This window comes from Methylocystis sp. JR02, from assembly GCF_030063565.1.
GTDB lineage: Bacteria > Pseudomonadota > Alphaproteobacteria > Rhizobiales > Beijerinckiaceae > Methylocystis > Methylocystis iwaonis.
On sequence record NZ_JASIRC010000001.1, the window covers coordinates 3166541 to 3182328 of the forward strand.

The 15788-nt window shown below is 64.5% G+C and carries 16 protein-coding genes; 13 read left to right on the forward strand and 3 right to left on the reverse strand.

Annotation, left to right across the window (positions count from 1 at the left end; genetic code table 11):
- Positions 1-20 precede the first annotated feature (20 nt).
- The 6 genes from pstS to phoB all read left to right on the forward strand — a co-directional run bounded on the left by pstS (position 21) and on the right by phoB (position 5301).
- Positions 21-1064, forward strand: coding sequence for a phosphate ABC transporter substrate-binding protein PstS (gene pstS / locus QNA11_RS15075; protein ID WP_283483667.1), 1044 nt, complete (start codon positions 21-23; stop codon positions 1062-1064).
- 130 nt (positions 1065-1194) lie between these two features.
- A complete protein-coding gene (pstC, locus tag QNA11_RS15080; protein WP_283483668.1) occupies positions 1195-2184 on the forward strand; it encodes a phosphate ABC transporter permease subunit PstC in 990 nt (329 codons plus the stop codon).
- Positions 2185-2196: 12 nt separating this feature from the next.
- The gene (gene pstA / locus QNA11_RS15085; RefSeq protein WP_283483669.1) at positions 2197-3039 is read left to right on the forward strand and encodes a phosphate ABC transporter permease PstA; all 843 of its coding nucleotides are present in this window, start codon (positions 2197-2199) and stop codon (positions 3037-3039) included.
- Positions 3036-3818: a phosphate ABC transporter ATP-binding protein PstB gene (gene pstB / locus QNA11_RS15090; RefSeq protein WP_202071074.1), complete on the forward strand. Its 783-nt coding sequence runs from the start codon at positions 3036-3038 to the stop codon at positions 3816-3818. The genes pstA and pstB overlap by 4 nt, the downstream gene beginning before the upstream one ends.
- A gap of 21 nt (positions 3819-3839) precedes the next feature.
- On the forward strand, positions 3840-4559 hold the full coding sequence (phoU, locus tag QNA11_RS15095; RefSeq protein ID WP_202071075.1) for a phosphate signaling complex protein PhoU: 720 nt from the start codon (positions 3840-3842) through the stop codon (positions 4557-4559).
- Positions 4552-5301 carry a phosphate regulon transcriptional regulator PhoB gene (gene phoB, locus QNA11_RS15100; RefSeq protein ID WP_202071076.1) on the forward strand — a complete coding sequence of 250 codons (750 nt, stop codon included), beginning with the start codon at positions 4552-4554 and terminating at the stop codon, positions 5299-5301. Before phoU ends, phoB begins: the two co-directional genes overlap by 8 nt.
- A gap of 34 nt (positions 5302-5335) precedes the next feature.
- On the opposite strand, the gene QNA11_RS15105 is transcribed toward phoB, so the two are convergent.
- Positions 5336-5881: a GcrA family cell cycle regulator gene (locus QNA11_RS15105; protein ID WP_202071077.1), complete on the reverse strand. Its 546-nt coding sequence runs from the start codon at positions 5879-5881 to the stop codon at positions 5336-5338.
- Positions 5882-6321: 440 nt separating this feature from the next.
- On the opposite strand from QNA11_RS15105, the gene QNA11_RS15110 reads away from it, so the two are divergent.
- Genes QNA11_RS15110 through QNA11_RS15120 form a run of 3 tightly spaced genes read left to right on the forward strand, consistent with a single transcriptional unit; the run spans position 6322 to position 9421 of the window.
- Entirely contained in the window at positions 6322-7518 is a 1197-nt protein-coding gene (locus QNA11_RS15110) for an aspartate aminotransferase family protein (protein WP_283483670.1), read from the forward strand.
- On the forward strand, positions 7518-8462 hold the full coding sequence (gene argF / locus QNA11_RS15115; RefSeq protein ID WP_283484220.1) for an ornithine carbamoyltransferase: 945 nt from the start codon (positions 7518-7520) through the stop codon (positions 8460-8462). The genes QNA11_RS15110 and argF overlap by 1 nt, the downstream gene beginning before the upstream one ends.
- Positions 8462-9421 carry an Hsp33 family molecular chaperone gene (locus QNA11_RS15120; RefSeq protein ID WP_283483671.1) on the forward strand — a complete coding sequence of 320 codons (960 nt, stop codon included), beginning with the start codon at positions 8462-8464 and terminating at the stop codon, positions 9419-9421. Before argF ends, QNA11_RS15120 begins: the two co-directional genes overlap by 1 nt.
- Here QNA11_RS15120 and QNA11_RS15125 read toward each other — a convergent pair.
- Positions 9418-9762, reverse strand: a complete 345-nt coding sequence (locus tag QNA11_RS15125; RefSeq protein ID WP_281929591.1) for a hypothetical protein — start codon at positions 9760-9762, stop codon at positions 9418-9420. The genes QNA11_RS15120 and QNA11_RS15125 overlap by 4 nt on opposite strands.
- Positions 9763-9971: 209 nt before the next feature.
- Complete coding sequence (locus QNA11_RS15130) at positions 9972-10868, reverse strand: LysR family transcriptional regulator (RefSeq protein WP_283483672.1); 897 nt, start codon at positions 10866-10868, stop codon at positions 9972-9974.
- 124 nt (positions 10869-10992) lie between these two features.
- Between QNA11_RS15130 and QNA11_RS15135 the strand changes: the two genes are divergently transcribed.
- From QNA11_RS15135 to QNA11_RS15150, 4 genes are all read left to right on the forward strand, one after another.
- Complete coding sequence (locus QNA11_RS15135) at positions 10993-12045, forward strand: NAD(P)-dependent alcohol dehydrogenase (protein ID WP_283483673.1); 1053 nt, start codon at positions 10993-10995, stop codon at positions 12043-12045.
- Between the two features lie 24 nt (positions 12046-12069).
- Positions 12070-13065 carry an aldo/keto reductase gene (locus QNA11_RS15140; RefSeq protein ID WP_283483674.1) on the forward strand — a complete coding sequence of 332 codons (996 nt, stop codon included), beginning with the start codon at positions 12070-12072 and terminating at the stop codon, positions 13063-13065.
- 595 nt (positions 13066-13660) lie between these two features.
- Positions 13661-14182 (forward strand): PAS domain-containing protein, encoded by a 522-nt coding sequence (locus tag QNA11_RS15145; RefSeq protein WP_283483675.1) that lies wholly within the window; start codon positions 13661-13663, stop codon positions 14180-14182.
- Positions 14157-15710, forward strand: a complete 1554-nt coding sequence (locus QNA11_RS15150; protein ID WP_283483676.1) for a methyl-accepting chemotaxis protein — start codon at positions 14157-14159, stop codon at positions 15708-15710. The genes QNA11_RS15145 and QNA11_RS15150 overlap by 26 nt, the downstream gene beginning before the upstream one ends.
- The last annotated feature ends 78 nt before the right edge of the window (positions 15711-15788 follow it).

The window sequence follows — 15788 nt, forward strand, 5'->3', positions numbered from 1 at the left end:
GAGCTGAAAGCGATCATCGAATGATCTCCAACTTCTTCAAGCGCGCCGCCGTCGCGACGGTGGCGCTCGCGACCATGGCCGGCGCGGCGCTCGCGCTGGATATCTCCGGCGCAGGCGCGACCTTCCCTTATCCGATTTACGCCAAATGGGCGGAGACCTATAAGAAAGACACCGGCAACGGCCTCAACTATCAGTCGATCGGCTCCGGCGGCGGCATCAAGCAGATCAAGGCCCGCACCGTGACCTTCGGCGCCTCCGACCAGCCGCTGAAGCCGGAAGACCTCGACGCGGCCAATCTCATCCAGTGGCCCCAGGTCATCGGCGGCATCGTGCCGGTCGTCAATCTCGACGGCGTCACGCCGGGCGAGCTCGTCCTCGACGGCGCGACCATCGCGAAAATCTATCTCGGCCAGATCACGAGCTGGGATGACGCCGCGATCAAGAAGCTCAATCCGAAGGCGAAGCTCGGCTCGACCCCGATCGTCGTCGTCCATCGTTCGGACGGATCGGGCACGACCTTCAACTTCACCAACTATCTCTCGAAGGTCTCCGAGGACTGGAAGTCCAAGGTCGGCGAGAACTCGGCGGTCGAATGGCCGGCCGGCATCGGCGCCAAGGGCAATGAAGGCGTGGCCAACAACGTCGCCAACACCAAGGGCGCGATCGGCTATGTCGAATATGCCTACGCCAAGCAGAACAAGCTCACCCACACCAAGATGATCAACGCCGCCGGCAAGGTCGTCGCGCCGGGCGTCGAAAGCTTCCAGGCCGCCGCCGCCAGCGCGGATTGGGCGAAGTCCCCGGGCTTCTTCCAGATCATCACCAATGAGCCGGGCGCCAAGTCCTGGCCGATCTCGGCTGCGACCTTCATCCTCCTCCCGAAGGACTCGAAGGACGAGGCTGCGGCTTCGGAAGCCCTGAAATTCTTCGGCTGGGCCTTCGCCAATGGCGCCAAGGCCGCCGAGGAGCTGGACTATATCCCGATGCCGAAGCCGGTCGTCGAGCTGATCAAGAAGAGCTGGGCGAATGTGAAGGGCGCGGACGGCAAGCCGATCGCGCACTGAGCCGCGCATTAACGGCGGCTCAATGAGGAGCCGCTAGCGACCATGGACGCCGGTTCGAGAGAACCGGCGTCAGGAGTAACCGATGACGACGAGCGAACCCACCCAACGTGGATCGAATGGAGCGGGCAATATGTCGGAGCTAGCAATGGAGAGCGCTGCGCCGCGTGCAGCGGTCGTCGACCGCACAAAGGCGCTTTCGAGCATTGCGTTGCTGGACTGGATTTTTTTCCAGGTGACGCGCGCCGCCGCGGTTATCGTGCTCATCATCCTCGGCGGGGTCATCGTCTCGCTCGTTCACGGCTCACTGCCGGCGATCCAGGCCTTCGGCCCGGGTTTCCTGTTCTCGCAGGCGTGGAACCCCGTCACCGATAATTTCGGCGCCTTGCCGGCGATCTTCGGCACGATCGTAACCTCGGTCATCGCCATGCTCATCGCCGTGCCCGTCGGCATCGGCATCGCGACCTTCCTGACCGAGCTCTGCCCCCATGCGCTGCGCCGGCCGATCGGCGTCGCCATCGAGCTTCTGGCCGGCATCCCCTCGATCATCTACGGCATCTGGGGCCTCTTCGTCTTCGCGCCTTTCGTGCAGACCCATGTGCAGCCCGGCCTGATCTCGCTCTTTGGCGACGTGCCCGTGCTGTCGTCGATCTTCGCCGGTCCGCCCTATGGCATCGGCATGCTGACCGCCGGCTTCATTCTCGCCATCATGGTGCTGCCCTTCATCGCCTCCATCTCGCGCGACGTCTTCGAAACCGTGCCGCCGGTCCTCAAGGAAGCGGCGATCGGCGTCGGCTGCACGACATGGGAATTGATGCGCTATGTGGTTCTGCCCTACACGCGCGTCGGCGTCATTGGCGGCGTCATGCTGGGCCTCGGCCGCGCGCTCGGCGAAACGATGGCGGTCACCTTCGTCATCGGCAACGCCCACAAAATCTCGCCGTCGCTGCTCGCGCCGGGGACGACCATCTCCGCGACCATCGCCAATGAATTCACCGAGGCCGTGGGCGACATTTACACATCGGCGCTCATCGAGCTCGGCCTGATCCTCTTCGTCATCACCTTTATCGTTCTGGCGATCGCGCGTTACATGCTGATGCGCATCGAGCGGAAGTCGGCTTAAGGAGCCCGAGTCATGTCGCTCTACGCCACGCGCCGCCGGCGCAATTCGATGGCGACCAGCCTCGCCTGGGGGGCCGCGATCTTCGGCCTGACCTGGCTGCTGCTGATCCTCGCCGCGCTTCTCTACGAAGGGATTCGCGGACTTTCTCCCGCCGTCTTCACCCAGATGACGCCGCCCCCCGGCAGCCAGGGCGGCCTCCTGAACGCTATCGCCGGCTCGCTTGTCATGACCATCATCGGCGTCGCCATCGGCGCGCCGCTCGGCATGCTCGCCGGCACCTATATGGCGGAATATGGCCGCTACTCGAAGCTGACCATCGTCGTGCGCTTCATCAACGACATCCTGCTCAGCGCGCCGTCGATCGTCATCGGCCTCTTCGTCTACACGCTGCTCGTCGGGCCGATGGGGCACTTCTCCGGCATCTCCGGCGCGGTCGCCCTCGCGCTGCTCGTCATACCGGTGGTTCTGCGCACGACCGAGGACATGCTGCTGCTGGTGCCGGGCTCGATGCGCGAAGCCGCGAGCGCGCTCGGCGCGCCGCGCGCCCTCGTCATCGGCAAGGTGGCCTATCGCGCCGCCAAGGCGGGTCTCGTCACGGGCATTCTGCTCGCGGTGGCGCGCGTCTCCGGTGAAACCGCGCCGCTGCTCTTCACCGCGCTCAACAACCAATTCTGGAGCAGCGACCTCAACGCGCCGATGGCGAGCCTGCCGGTCGTCATCTTCCAGTTCGCCCTGTCCCCCTACAAAGATTGGCAGCAGCTTGCCTGGACGGGCGCCCTGTTGATCACCTTCGCCGTTCTCGCCCTGTCGATCACAGCCCGCGCGCTGAGCGCCGGCCGGAGAAAATCGAAATGAACGCCCTCGCTCAGGTGAACCAGTCCGCGACCAAAATCTCGGTTCGCAGCCTCGATTTCTACTACGGCGCCACCCGCGCGCTGAAATCCGTGTCCTTGTCGCTGCACACCCATAAGGTGACAGCCTTCATCGGCCCGTCGGGCTGCGGCAAATCCACGTTGCTGCGCGTGCTGAACCGGATGTACGACCTTTATCCGGGCCAGCGCGCGGAGGGCGAGGTGCTGCTCGACGGCGAGAACATCCTCGATCCGGCGATCGACCTCAACGCCCTGCGCGCCCGCGTCGGCATGATCTTCCAGAAGCCGACGCCCTTCCCGATGTCGATCTATGAGAATGTCGCCTTCGGCATCCGTCTCTACGAGAAATTGTCGCGCGCCGATATGGACGTTCGCGTCGAGGAGGCGCTGCGCGGCGCGGCGCTCTGGGACGAAGTGAAAGACAAGCTGCAGGCGAGCGGGCTCGGCCTTTCCGGCGGCCAGCAGCAGCGCCTGTGCATCGCCCGCAGCGTCGCCGTGCAACCCGAGGTCATGCTCTTCGACGAGCCCTGCTCGGCGCTGGATCCGATCTCGACGGCGAAGGTCGAAGAGCTGATCGAGGAGCTCTCGACGAGATACACGATCGCGATCGTGACCCATAATATGCAACAGGCGGTGCGCGTCTCCGACTACACCGCATTCATGTATCTGGGCGAGCTCATCGAATTCGGCGACACGGACGACGTCTTCAACCGGCCGAGAGAAAAGCGCACGCAGGATTACATCACCGGCCGCTTCGGCTGAAGCTCATTTAAGGAACGAGCGATGACTGACCACACCGTCAAGTCCTATGACCGCGACCTCGAGTCGCTGGGACGTCGCATCTCCGAGATGGGCGGCGTTGCCGAAAAAATGCTGGCCGAGGCCATGGACGCGCTGTCCAACCTCGACGTCGAGCTCGCAAAGCAAGTCGTCGCAAGCGACGCGCGGCTCGACACGCTTCAGCGTGAGATCGAAGAAAGCGCGGTCATGACGATCGCGCGGCGGCAACCGCTGGCGATCGATCTGCGCGAATGCATCGCCGCGATCCGCATCTCCGGCGACATCGAGCGGATCGGCGACCTCGCCAAGAACATCGCCAAGCGCACGCTCAAGATCGCCTCTGAGGCGCGTTTGCCGCGCGCCATCGTCGGCTTGAAGTCGATGCATGAAATCGCCGCGACGCAGCTCAAGGACGCGCTCGACGCCTATGCGCTGCGCGACGAGGAACGCGCCCGCACCGTCTGGATGAACGACGCAGATCTCGACGCGCTGGAAGACTCGGTGTTTCGCGATCTTCTCACCTTCATGATGGAAGATCCCCGCAACATCTCCTTCTGCACGCATCTTCTGTTCTGCTCGAAGAATCTCGAGCGCATCGGCGATCACACGACCAATATCGCCGAGACGATCGTCTATCTCGTGACAGGCGAATCCATGCCGCTCGAGCGCCCCAAGGCGCGGCCGGGCGTTCTGGGCGCAGGGGGCGACGCATCGCATGAGTGACGCGACCACCGCGCCGACCGGCGCCCGCGATGGCAAGAGCGACCGCGCCCCGAGGATTCTCGTCGTCGAGGACGAGGTCCCGCTCGCGACTCTGCTGGTTTATAATCTGGAGGCCGAAGGCTATCAGGTCGAGCATGTCGATAATGGCGACGAAGCCGAGCTGCGCATCGCGGAGTCGCCGCCCGACCTGATGCTGCTCGACTGGATGCTGCCCGGCGTCTCGGGCCTCGAAATCTGCCGGCGCCTGCGCGCGCGCGACACCGCGCGCGACATGCCGATCATCATGCTGACGGCGCGCGGCGAGGAGGCCGAGCGCGTGCGTGGGCTATCGGTCGGCGCCGACGACTATGTGGTGAAGCCGTTCTCGACGCCGGAGCTGATGGCGCGCGTGCGCGCTTTGCTGCGTCGCGCCCGGCCGGAGCGCGTCGCCTCCAAGCTGACGCTGGGCGACATCGACCTCGACCGCGAGACGCGCCGCGTGCGCCGCTCGGGGCGTGAAATCCATCTGGGCCCGACCGAGTTCCGGCTGCTCGAATATTTCATGGAGAAGCCCGGGCGCGTCTTCACCCGCGCCCAGCTCCTCGACAGCGTCTGGGGCATGTCGGCGGAGATCGACGAGCGCACGGTCGACGTGCATGTCGGCCGGCTTCGCAAGGCGCTCATCCGCGGCCGCGAAAAAGACCCGATCCGCACCGTGCGCGGCTCCGGCTATTCCTTCGACGAGACCTTCGGCCGGGAGTGACGTCGGCCGCAGCCGATCGCGCGCCCGAGCTTTATCAGGCGTAACGCGGCGCCCTGAGCTGATCGCGCGCGCGACGGCGATCCTGCGCCGGCTGATAGGCGATGCGGGCGTGATGCGCGCAATAGGGCCCGCCGCCGATCGGGGATTTGCCGCCGCAGAAGCGGAACTCGGGCGACGTCGGATCGCCCATCGGCCAGCGGCACATCGACTCGCGCAGCTCCATGATCGTCACGCGCTCGGACATCGGGACGACGACTTCCGTATCCGGCGTCACGCGCGCCACCACGACCGTCTCGGGCGCGAAGGCGAGGGCGACATTGCCGTGCACGGCGTGCCCGCCGACGCGCGGAGCCGCAGCCACGGGGGCGGAAACCGCCGCCTGGCGCGACGCCGGCTTTGCGGCGCGGGGTCGCGGCGCGCTGGCCGTCTTGGCGCGCTCGGCGAGGCCAAGACGGTGAATCTTGCCGATCACCGCATTGCGCGTGATGCCGGGACCAAGCTCCGCTGCGACCTGACTCGCGCTGAGACCGTCGCTCCAAAGCTTACGCAGCAGCTCGACGCGTTCATCGGTCCAAGACATTTTGACCTCCAAGCGGCCGGTTCGAGCGCGCAACCGGACAGAATCCACCAACCCTCGCTGCGCCGGAGCGAACCAGCGGCGACGTCGCGCGCATCGAAACTCGAGGGACGCCAGGCGGAAACAACGCTACCGCGCCGGCGGGAAAAACTTAACAAAACCTTTGAATCACGGGCAAGAGTCGCTGGCAAGCCAAAGGGCGCGTTCTGCACAGCCTTTCTGAGCGCTTTGTGCGCAGAGTGTTGCCGCGACGACTCACTCCGCGCCGGAATTGGAACGAAAAACGCCTCTGGCGCGCCAGCCAAGTTGGCTGCGACGTTAGGATTTGACCGAAACAGCGCGCCCGCATAAAATCGCCTTCTCAAACTGCCGCCCCGAAAGGGCGGCGCTTTGTTTTTTGGCCCGACCGCCAAACGGCGGATCTGTTGGCTTGGAGCATAATTTTGACATCTGCGCTCTATCCGACTTATGCGCGCGCCGACGTCGCCTTTACGCGGGGCGAAGGCGCATGGCTGTTCGCGGAGAACGGCGACCGCTACCTGGATTTCGCTTCAGGCGTCGCTGTGCTGTCGCTTGGCCATGACCACCCGCATCTCGTCGAAACACTCAAGGCCGCCGCTGAAAAGCCCTGGCACGTCTCCAATCTCTTCCGCATCCCCGAGGCCGAGCGTCTCGCGCAGCGCCTTGTCGCCGTCACCTTCGCCGAAACGGTCTTCTTCGTGAATTCCGGCGCCGAGGCCGTGGAATGCGCCATCAAAACGGCGCGCAAATATCATGCGGCGAATGGCCAGCCGGAGCGCTACCGCCTCATTACCTTCGAAGGCGCCTTTCACGGGCGCACGCTCGCGACCATCGCCGCCGGCGGCAATCCGAAATATCTCGACGGCTTCGGCCCGCCGCTCGACGGCTTCGACCAGGTTCCCTTCGATGATCTCGCGGCCGTCGAAGCCGCGATCACCGAGGAAACCGCTGGCGTGCTGCTCGAACCCGTGCAGGGCGAGGGCGGCCTGCGCGTCTTCCCGCATGAGTTCCTGCGCAAGCTTCGCGCTTTGTGTGACGCGCGCGGCCTGCTGCTCGTGCTGGACGAAGTTCAATGCGGCGTCGGCCGCACCGGAAAATTCCTGGCCTGCGAGCACTCCGGCGTCACGCCCGATATTGTCGCGCTCGCCAAGGGGCTCGGCGGCGGCTTCCCGCTCGGCGCTTGCCTCGCCACGCGAGAGGCGGCCAAAGGCATGACGCTCGGCACGCATGGCTCGACCTTCGGCGGCAATCCGCTCGCGACCACAGTGGGCGCCGCCGTGCTGGACGTCGTTCTTGCCGAGGGCTTTCTGGCGCGCGTCGCCGCCTTGGGCGGCCATCTGCGCCAGCGCCTCGCCGAGCTGCACGACCGCCATCCGCGCGTGATCGAGGCCATTCGCGGCGAAGGGCTCATGTTCGGCGTCAAGACGCGCGTTCCCAATGGGGAATTCGCCGCCGCCGCGCGCGCGGAAGGGCTCCTCCTTCCGATCGCCGGAGACAATGTCGTTCGCCTGCTCCCGCCGCTCATTATCGACGAGAGCCATATATCGGAGGCATTTGACCGCCTCGATCGGGCCTGCGCGCGTTTCGCCGCGAAAGCCGAGCAATTGGGGGCGGCATGATGACCGCGCACACCATGACGCGGCCGCGTCATTTTCTGGATATCTGCGATCTTCCCGGCCCAGAGCTGCGCCAGATCCTCGAGCTTGCCAAAACCCTGAAAGCCAAGCGCGTGAAGGGCGTGCCGCCCCTAGAGCGCCCGCTCGCCGGCAAATATCTGGCGATGGTTTTCGACAAGCCATCGACCCGCACGCGCGTCTCCTTCGATATCGCCATGCGCGATCTCGGCGGCGAGACGATCATGCTCACCGGCGGCGAGATGCAGCTCGGCCGCGGCGAAACCATCGCCGATACGGCGCGCGTGCTGTCGCGCTTCGTCGATGCGGTGATGATCCGCATTTTGTCGCATGAAGATTTGACCGAGCTTGCCCGCCACGCGAGCGTGCCAGTCATCAACGGGCTGACCAAGCTCTCGCATCCCTGCCAGATCATGGCCGATCTGCTGACCTTCGAGGAGCGCCTCGGCCGCATCGACGGCAGCACGGTCGCCTGGGTCGGCGACTCGAACAATGTGCTGGCGAGCTGGGTGCACGCCGCCGCGCGTTTCGGCTTCACCATCAATGTCGCGACCCCGCCCGAACTCGCGCCGCCGCAAGTCCTCCTCGATTGGGCCAAGGCCAATGGCTGCGCGATGAACGTCACGGCCGACCCTTACGCCGCCGTCGCCGGCGCGCAGGCCGTCATCACGGATTGCTGGGTCTCCATGGGCGATGAGGACGAGGACTTCCGTCGCAGGGTTCTCGCGCCATATCAGGTCGACGCCAAACTCATGCGCGCCGCCGCCAAGGACGCCATCTTCATGCATTGTCTGCCCGCCCATCGCGGCGAGGAAGTGACCGACGAGGTCATGGACGGACCGCAATCGGTGGTTTTCGACGAGGCCGAGAACCGCCTCCACGCCCAGAAGGGCGTCCTCGCCTGGTGCCTCGCGCCGGGAATTTATTGATGCAGGAGGCGCCGAGCCGTCCGGTTTCGAAAGAGGCGCGCGACGATCGCGTGACGCCTTTCGCGGTCGAGGCGCTCGATCTGCGCGGGCGTCTCGTGCGGCTCGGGCCGACGGTCGACGCGATCCTCGATCACTATGACTATCCGCCGCAGGTGGCGCGCCTGCTCGGCGAAGCCATCGCGCTTGCGGCCTTGCTCGGCTCGATCCTGGAGTCGCATGGCCGTTTCCAGTTGCAGACGCGCAGCGACGGCCCGGTCGATATGCTGGTCGTCGACTATGACGCGCCGGGCAAGCTGCGCGGCTTCGCCCGCTTCGACGCCGCGCGCCTCGCCGAAATCACCGACCCCGCGCCGGCGGCGCTGCTGGGGCGCGGGCATCTCGCCTTGACGATCGAACGCGAGGAAGACGCCGCGCGCTATCAGGGCGTTGTGCCATTAGAGGGCGAGAGCCTGGCCGAGGCGGCGCATACTTATTTCCGCCAGTCCGAGCAGATCCCCTCCTTCGTGCGCCTCGCCGTCGCGGAAGTGGTGACGCCGCAGGGGCGAAGCTGGCGGGCGGGCGGATTATTGCTGCAATATCTGCCTGTGGCCGGCGCGCGCGTGCGCGATCTGGCCCCGGGCGACGCTCCCGACGATGGCGAGATGGCGTTGGAAGAGCAGGACGACGCCTGGATGGAAGGTCAGGCGCTCGCCGGGACGCTCGAAGACCATGAGCTTGTCGACCCCTCGCTCTCCGGCGAGCGGCTGCTCTATCGGCTGTTCCACGAGCGTGGCGTGAAAGTGTTCAACGAGCGCGCGCTCGAAGAATTCTGCCGCTGCTCGACCGAGCGCATCGAGCGGCTGCTGAAAAGCTTCACGCCGCAGGAGCGCGCCGACATGGTCGGCGACGACGGACGCATCGGCGTCACCTGCGAGTTCTGCGCGACCTTCAGAAGCTTCGCTCCGGCCGATTTCGATTAGTTTTTCGGCGCCGAATGCGCCTCGCAAGGGCAGGCGCCGGAGTTCGTGCAAGACGAGCGCCTCAGATCATCGACTTTTCTCTCGCCCCGCGCCGTCTCCTTCAGCTCGCAGCAGCCGCAGGGACATTGCTCGATCGCCGCGAGAGCCGTGGCGACGCCCGCCCGCACCACGACCTGCCCGCACTCGTCGCGCACCCGGATGAGGGCGCCGGGGCACTCTGGAAAGCGCAAAGCCAGCGTCTCGACATGGCGCCAGATCGCCGCGCGGTCCGAAATCTCGATTTTCTCGGCGAGAAGCGGCGTCTCGCCTCCTCGAGAATATTCGAACGTAAATGCGGACATCAAAGCGCTCCTGATGAAAAAAATGCAGTGACGCCTCCTTAAAAGCACATAACGACAAAAATGTAATTGCGCAGCGCAACATCGCTCTTCAAAGCGAATTCTAAAGAAAATTTCATTCCAGCGTTTTGACTTTGAGAGAAACTTAGCTGCTGGCATTCGACTAAGTGGAAGCGCTCAGACAAATCGGAAGGCGACCACGCCAATTTTTCCTAACCGCCATGGTAACGCAACGCCTCCACCACCAAGGCGAAGGCCGGCGTAGGCTGGCGCCGGCTCGGGTAATAGAGGTGATAGCCCGGAAAGGGCGGGAGCCAATCGGCGAGCACCCGGATCAGTTCGCCGCGCGCAAGCGGCGCCTCGACCATATCTTCGGGGAGATAGCCCAGTCCGTAGCCCGCACGCGCCGCGTCGAGGATCAGCCGCAGGCTGTTGAAGGCGAGCTGGCCGTCGACGCGCGCCTTCACCTCGCGCCCGCCCTTCTCGAACTCCCAGGCGTAGAAACCCCCATAGGTCGGCAGGCGCAGATTGATGCAGATGTGCTCGGTCAGCTCCTGCGGGCTTTTCGGCCGTTTGCGCCGCGCGAAATAGGACGGCGCGCCGACGACCGCCATGCGCGCGTCCGGCCCGATGCGCACCGCGATCATGTCCTTGGCCACCTGCTCGCCGAAGCGCACGCCCGCGTCGAAACGCTCCGCGACAATATCGGTCAGCGCCTGCTCGACGGCGATCTCGATCTTGATGTCGGGATAGCCGGCCACGAGCTTGGCGAGCGCCGGCCACAGGATGGTTTCGGCGGCGTGCTCGCTGGCCGTGATGCGGATCACGCCCGCGGGCTTGTCGCGCAAGTCGCTCAAGCCCGCGAGTTCCAGATTGATCTCGTCGAAACGCGGCGCCAAAGCTTCGAGCAGGCGCTCGCCGGCCGCCGTCAGCGCCACGCTGCGCGTCGTGCGCGCGAGCAGACGCACGCCCAGGCGCTCCTCGAGCCCGCGCACCCCATGGCTCAGCGCCGATTGCGAGACGCCGAGCTTCGCCGCCGCTTTCGTGAAGCTGCGCTCCGAGGCGACGGCGACGAAGCCGAAAAGATCATGGGCGTTCTGCCGGAACATTCATGAACCTCATTCATAAGCGCATGCGGATATAGCGCTCTAATGAGGCGACGGTCCAGGTGTTATCTCTCGCGCAGAGGCCCGGCGTCCCCGGATCGCCCGCGCCGTTGGAGAAGACCCGCAGATGACGATCAAAGCTTTCGGCTATGCCGCGCATTCGGCGACCGCGCCGCTCGTTCCGTTCCACTTCGAGCGGCGCGACCGGCTCGCCGACGACGTGACGATCGAGATTCTCTACTGCGGCGTCTGCCACTCCGACCTGCATCAGGCGCGCAACGACTGGAACAACTCGATCTACCCGATGGTGCCGGGCCACGAGATCATCGGTCGCGTCGTGTCGGTCGGGCCGCAGGTCACGCGTTTCAAGATCGGCGATCATGCGGGCGTCGGCTGCATGGTGGATTCGTGCCTCACTTGCGAGCCTTGCGAGCAGGGGCAGGAGCAATTCTGCAACTGCTCCCCGACCTTCACCTACAACGCGCTCGACAAGAATGGGCAGCCGACGCAGGGCGGCTACTCCGACCGCATCGTCGTGAAAGAGCGCTTCGTGGTGAAGATCCCCGACGGCGTCGACCTCGCAGGCGCGGCGCCGCTGCTCTGCGCGGGGATCACGACCTATTCGCCATTGCGTCACTGGAAGGTCGGCCCGGGGAGCAGGGTCGCGGTCACTGGCCTTGGCGGGCTCGGGCATATGGCGATCAAGCTCGCCAAGGCGCTCGGCGCGCAGGTCGCTTTGTTCACCCGTTCGCCGGGCAAGGTCGAGGACGCCAAGCGGCTCGGCGCGGACGAGATCATTCTCTCGACCGACGAAGCGCAAATGGCGGGCGCCGCGGGCAAGTTCGATCTCATCATCGACACCGTGCCCTCCATTCACGATCTCAATCCCTATCTGCCGACGCTCGCCATCGACGGGACGCTCGTGCTCGTCGGCTATCTCGGCGGGCTCGAACCCGCGCTCGGCACGGTTCCCTTGATCATGGGCCGCAGATCCGTCGCAGGCTCGCTCATCGGCGGCATGGCGGAGACGCAGGAGCTGTTCGATTTCTGCGCGACGCATGGCGTCGTCTCGGATGTCGAAGTGATCGCGATGCAGGACATCAACGAAGCGTATGAGCGCATGCTGAAGAGCGACGTGAAATATCGCTTCGTCATCGACATGGCGTCGTTGAAGGCGTAGCGCGCGAATTCGAGGAGCGCGGACATGCGAAAGCGCAAATTAGGCGCGAGCGGCCTGGAAGTCTCGGCCATCGGTCTCGGCTGCATGGGGATGACCGGCGCCTATGGCGCTCCAAAGGATAAGCGCGAGATGATCGCGCTGCTGCGCACGGCGGTCGAGCGCGGCGTGAATTTCTTCGACACCGCCGAGATCTATGGGCCTTTCGCCAATGAGGAGCTTGTCGGCGAGGCGTTGTCGGAGCTGCGCGCGCATGTCGTGATCGCAACGAAATTCGGCTTCGCCGTCGACCCCAATGGCAAATGGCCCTGGACCGGTCTCGACAGCCGCCCCGAGCATATCAGGGACGTCGTCGAGGCGTCGCTCAAACGGCTCAGGATCGAGACGATCGATCTTCTCTACCAGCATCGCGTCGACCCCAATGTGCCGATCGAGGATGTGGCGGGCGCGGTGAAGGACCTCATCGCAGCCGGCAAGGTCCGGCATTTCGGTATGTCGGAAGCGGGCGCCCAGACGATCCGCCGCGCGCATGCCGTGCAGCCGGTGACGGCGCTGCAGAACGAATATTCGCTGTGGTGGCGCCAACCGGAGGCGGAAATCCTCCCAACACTGGAGGAGCTGGGCATCAGCCTCGTCGCCTACAGCCCGCTCGGGCGCGGCTTCCTCACGGGGCAGATGGACGCAAGCACGACCTTCGACGCGAAGGATATGCGCAGCGGACTGCCGCGTTTCGAGACCGAGGCGCTGCAGGCGAACCAGGCCCTCGTCGCGCTGATCCGCGCGGTCGCCGCGCGCAAACAGGCGACGCCGGCGCAGATCGCCCTCGCCTGGCTCCTCGCGCAAAGGCCGTGGATCGTCCCGATCCCCGGCACGACGAAACGCGCGCGCCTGGAGGAGAATCTCGCGGCGGCGGGGCTGGCGCTAACGGCCGACGATCTCGCGGAAATCGACGCGGCGGCGGCGCAGATTCCCGTGCAGGGAGACCGTTATCCGGAGCATCTGGAGCGGATGACGGGCGGCTGAGGCCACACTCTATATGATCGGCGTGGCTTCGTTCAGGCTACTCATGCAGCCTCAACGCGCCTGACCAATCAGCGATAATGGGTACAGAATAAACGGTTAGACCCAGACGTCTCATACGAGGTCCGCTTGATAGGGCCGGTGTCATTCCCGACGCTCGCTTGAGCGAGCGATCGGAAATCCAGAGCCAAACCAGCGCTTTTGTGGCTCTGGATTCCTCGTCGGGCTTTCAGCCTGCGGGGAACGACAAGTCCCCATGCGAGCTATTCAACCGGAAACCAGCCGCCGGGCCAGGCGCCGCTGCGTCCTCGCCTGAAGCCTCGAACTCGACGTAGCCAGTGACTACGTCAATTTGACGCAGGGCGCCGCTTATCCGCACACTCTGCGCAATGACCAGACTTTAACCAATAACAACGCATGTTCTTCGGGAGGTTCGCTTTTCTCGTTCGCTTTCGAGATTTGAGGCATGACGCCGACGACCCCGGCCGGTTCCACTCCGGCATTACCCCTCTCGTCGCAGCCTTGAGGCCGCCGTGCACGCCAGCATGAGGGCTCGGGCTGGCCCCCGCGTTTTCGCAGCGTTCGATCGTGCAGGCCCATGAAGAGAATCACGCCAACTCACAGGGAAGTCTTCTTTCCGGCGGACGAGATTATCGTCTCCAAAACCGACACCAAGGGGCGTATCACCTACGCCAATGAAACATTTTGCAAGATCGCGGGCTATAGCGAAGCCGAGCTCATGGGGCAGCCCCACAGCATCGTGCGCCACCCCGAGATGCCACGCGCGGTCTTCAAACTCCTGTGGGACACGCTTTTCGACGGCCGCGAGATATTCGCCTACGTCAAGAACATGACCAAGGACGGCGATTACTATTGGGTATTCGCGCACGCCACGCCTTCCTATGACAAAAATCGGAACCTTGTCGGATTCCACTCGACCCGTCGGGTTCCCAATCGCAACGTCGTCGAGAACGTCATAGCCCCGCTCTACGCCGCGATCCTGAGCGAAGAGCAGCAGCACCAAAATGGGCAGAAGCAGCTCGCTGCCGGCTTCGACTTCGTCGTCAACTTCCTCCAATCGAAGAACACGACCTATGACGCGCTCATTTTCTCGCTTTGAATCTTCCTCCCTAGGAAAGACCGCCATTATCGCTGCGGCGAGCGCATCGGCGTCTGCGGCGCTAGCCGGCTTTTTCGGCGCCTACACGCTTGAGCATGTCGGGGCCGTCGTATCGGCGGCGTTTGGCGTCCTCTCGCTCATTGCGCTTGTGAAGAACGACAGGGCGCACGCGCGCGTGATCAACAAGATCGCGACGGTCTGCGGCGAGGCAGCCAAAGGGAACTTCGAAGCGCGCATTACGGACATTCAAGAGATCGGCGGCGAAGCGGATGCGCAGCACAAAGTGAACGACATGATCGACCGCTCCGACGCTTTCGTGCGCGAAGCGACGGCAAGTCTCGCAGCCGTATGTCGCAATGTCTATTACCGGCGCATCTTTCTGGAGGGTCTGGACGGCGCGTTCCGCAACGCCGCCGAGGTGATTAATGATTCAGTGAAGGCGCAATCGGCCGTCGAGGCGGCGCGGGCCAAGGCCGCAGCGGAGCAGACGCAAATCGTCGATGAGCTGGGACAGGGATTGAAGAGCTTGGCCGAGGGGGATCTCACAGCCCGACTTCAAAATTTCCCCGGAACATATCGCAGTCTCGAGCAGGATTTCAACGCAGCGGCTGGCCAGCTCGAAGGCGCTTTGACGGGTATCATCGGCGGCGCCGATATGCTCTGCTCGACGACGCGCGAAATCACGAGCGCGGCGAATGATCTGGCGCGACGCACCGAGCAGGCCGCCGCTGGGCTCGAAGAAACCGCCGCGGCGATCCACGAGATCTCTAACACCGTCGTCAAAACCACAGAGGGCGCACGCCAGGCCCGGGAGACCGTGTCGCACGCCAAATCCGAGGCCGAAAAGAGCAACGAGATTGTCCGCGGCGCGATCGATACGATGAGCCGCATCGAGAAGTCGTCACAAGACATCGCCCAAATCATCGGGGTGATCGACGAGATCGCCTTCCAGACCAATCTTCTGGCGCTCAATGCGGGAGTGGAAGCGGCGCGCGCGGGCGACGCCGGCAGAGGGTTCGCCGTCGTCGCCGCCGAAGTTCGCGCGCTTGCGCAGAGATCCGCGGAAGCAGCGAAGGAGATAAGGGGACTTATTTCGGTCTCGTCGGACGACGTCCGCGTGGGCGTCGAAAGGGTGACGCAAACCGGGAAGGCGCTCGAGCGCATCGTCGCCGAAGTGGTGCGAGTCAATCAGATCATCGCCGAAATGGCGTCAGGCGCCTCCGAGCAGTCCGCAGCAATACAGCAGATCAACATTGCAATCGGACAGATGGATCAGGACACCCAGAAGAACGCCGCGATGGTGGAGGAAACCACTGCGGCGACCCACAATCTTCTGCAGGAGACCGAAGGTCTTGTTCGTTCCGTGCAAGACTTCAAGGTTGCGCAAAATCTCGCTGCGCGGGCGTCGATCCCTTCCGCTGCGCGGAAATCCGCCACCCTCGCGTTGAAGCACGTTGCATCGGCTGGCGGCGCCGCGGTTCGAAAGCTCGCCGCCGACGCGAAGGAGAGCGGCTGGGAGGAGTTCTGAGGGCGCAGTCAGCTCAACGCAGTGAGGCCGGAAGAGATGTTAGGAGCTGTGGCCACGCGAGCTTGTGCGGTTTGATGT

Excerpts from the sequence above, each read along its gene's own strand:
- pstS (WP_283483667.1), top strand. The coding sequence starts at position 21 with ATGATCTCCAACTTCTTCAAGCGCGCCGCCGTCGCGACGGTGGCGCTC.
- pstC (WP_283483668.1), top strand. The coding sequence starts at position 1,195 with ATGTCGGAGCTAGCAATGGAGAGCGCTGCGCCGCGTGCAGCGGTCGTC.
- pstA (WP_283483669.1), top strand. The coding sequence starts at position 2,197 with ATGTCGCTCTACGCCACGCGCCGCCGGCGCAATTCGATGGCGACCAGC.
- pstB (WP_202071074.1), top strand. The coding sequence starts at position 3,036 with ATGAACGCCCTCGCTCAGGTGAACCAGTCCGCGACCAAAATCTCGGTT.
- phoU (WP_202071075.1), top strand. The coding sequence starts at position 3,840 with ATGACTGACCACACCGTCAAGTCCTATGACCGCGACCTCGAGTCGCTG.
- phoB (WP_202071076.1), top strand. The coding sequence starts at position 4,552 with ATGAGTGACGCGACCACCGCGCCGACCGGCGCCCGCGATGGCAAGAGC.
- QNA11_RS15105 (WP_202071077.1), bottom strand. The coding sequence starts at position 5,881 with ATGTCTTGGACCGATGAACGCGTCGAGCTGCTGCGTAAGCTTTGGAGC.
- argF (WP_283484220.1), top strand. The coding sequence starts at position 7,518 with ATGACCGCGCACACCATGACGCGGCCGCGTCATTTTCTGGATATCTGC.
- QNA11_RS15120 (WP_283483671.1), top strand. The coding sequence starts at position 8,462 with ATGCAGGAGGCGCCGAGCCGTCCGGTTTCGAAAGAGGCGCGCGACGAT.
- QNA11_RS15125 (WP_281929591.1), bottom strand. The coding sequence starts at position 9,762 with ATGTCCGCATTTACGTTCGAATATTCTCGAGGAGGCGAGACGCCGCTT.
- QNA11_RS15130 (WP_283483672.1), bottom strand. The coding sequence starts at position 10,868 with ATGTTCCGGCAGAACGCCCATGATCTTTTCGGCTTCGTCGCCGTCGCC.
- QNA11_RS15135 (WP_283483673.1), top strand. The coding sequence starts at position 10,993 with ATGACGATCAAAGCTTTCGGCTATGCCGCGCATTCGGCGACCGCGCCG.
- QNA11_RS15140 (WP_283483674.1), top strand. The coding sequence starts at position 12,070 with ATGCGAAAGCGCAAATTAGGCGCGAGCGGCCTGGAAGTCTCGGCCATC.
- QNA11_RS15145 (WP_283483675.1), top strand. The coding sequence starts at position 13,661 with ATGAAGAGAATCACGCCAACTCACAGGGAAGTCTTCTTTCCGGCGGAC.
- QNA11_RS15150 (WP_283483676.1), top strand. The coding sequence starts at position 14,157 with ATGACGCGCTCATTTTCTCGCTTTGAATCTTCCTCCCTAGGAAAGACC.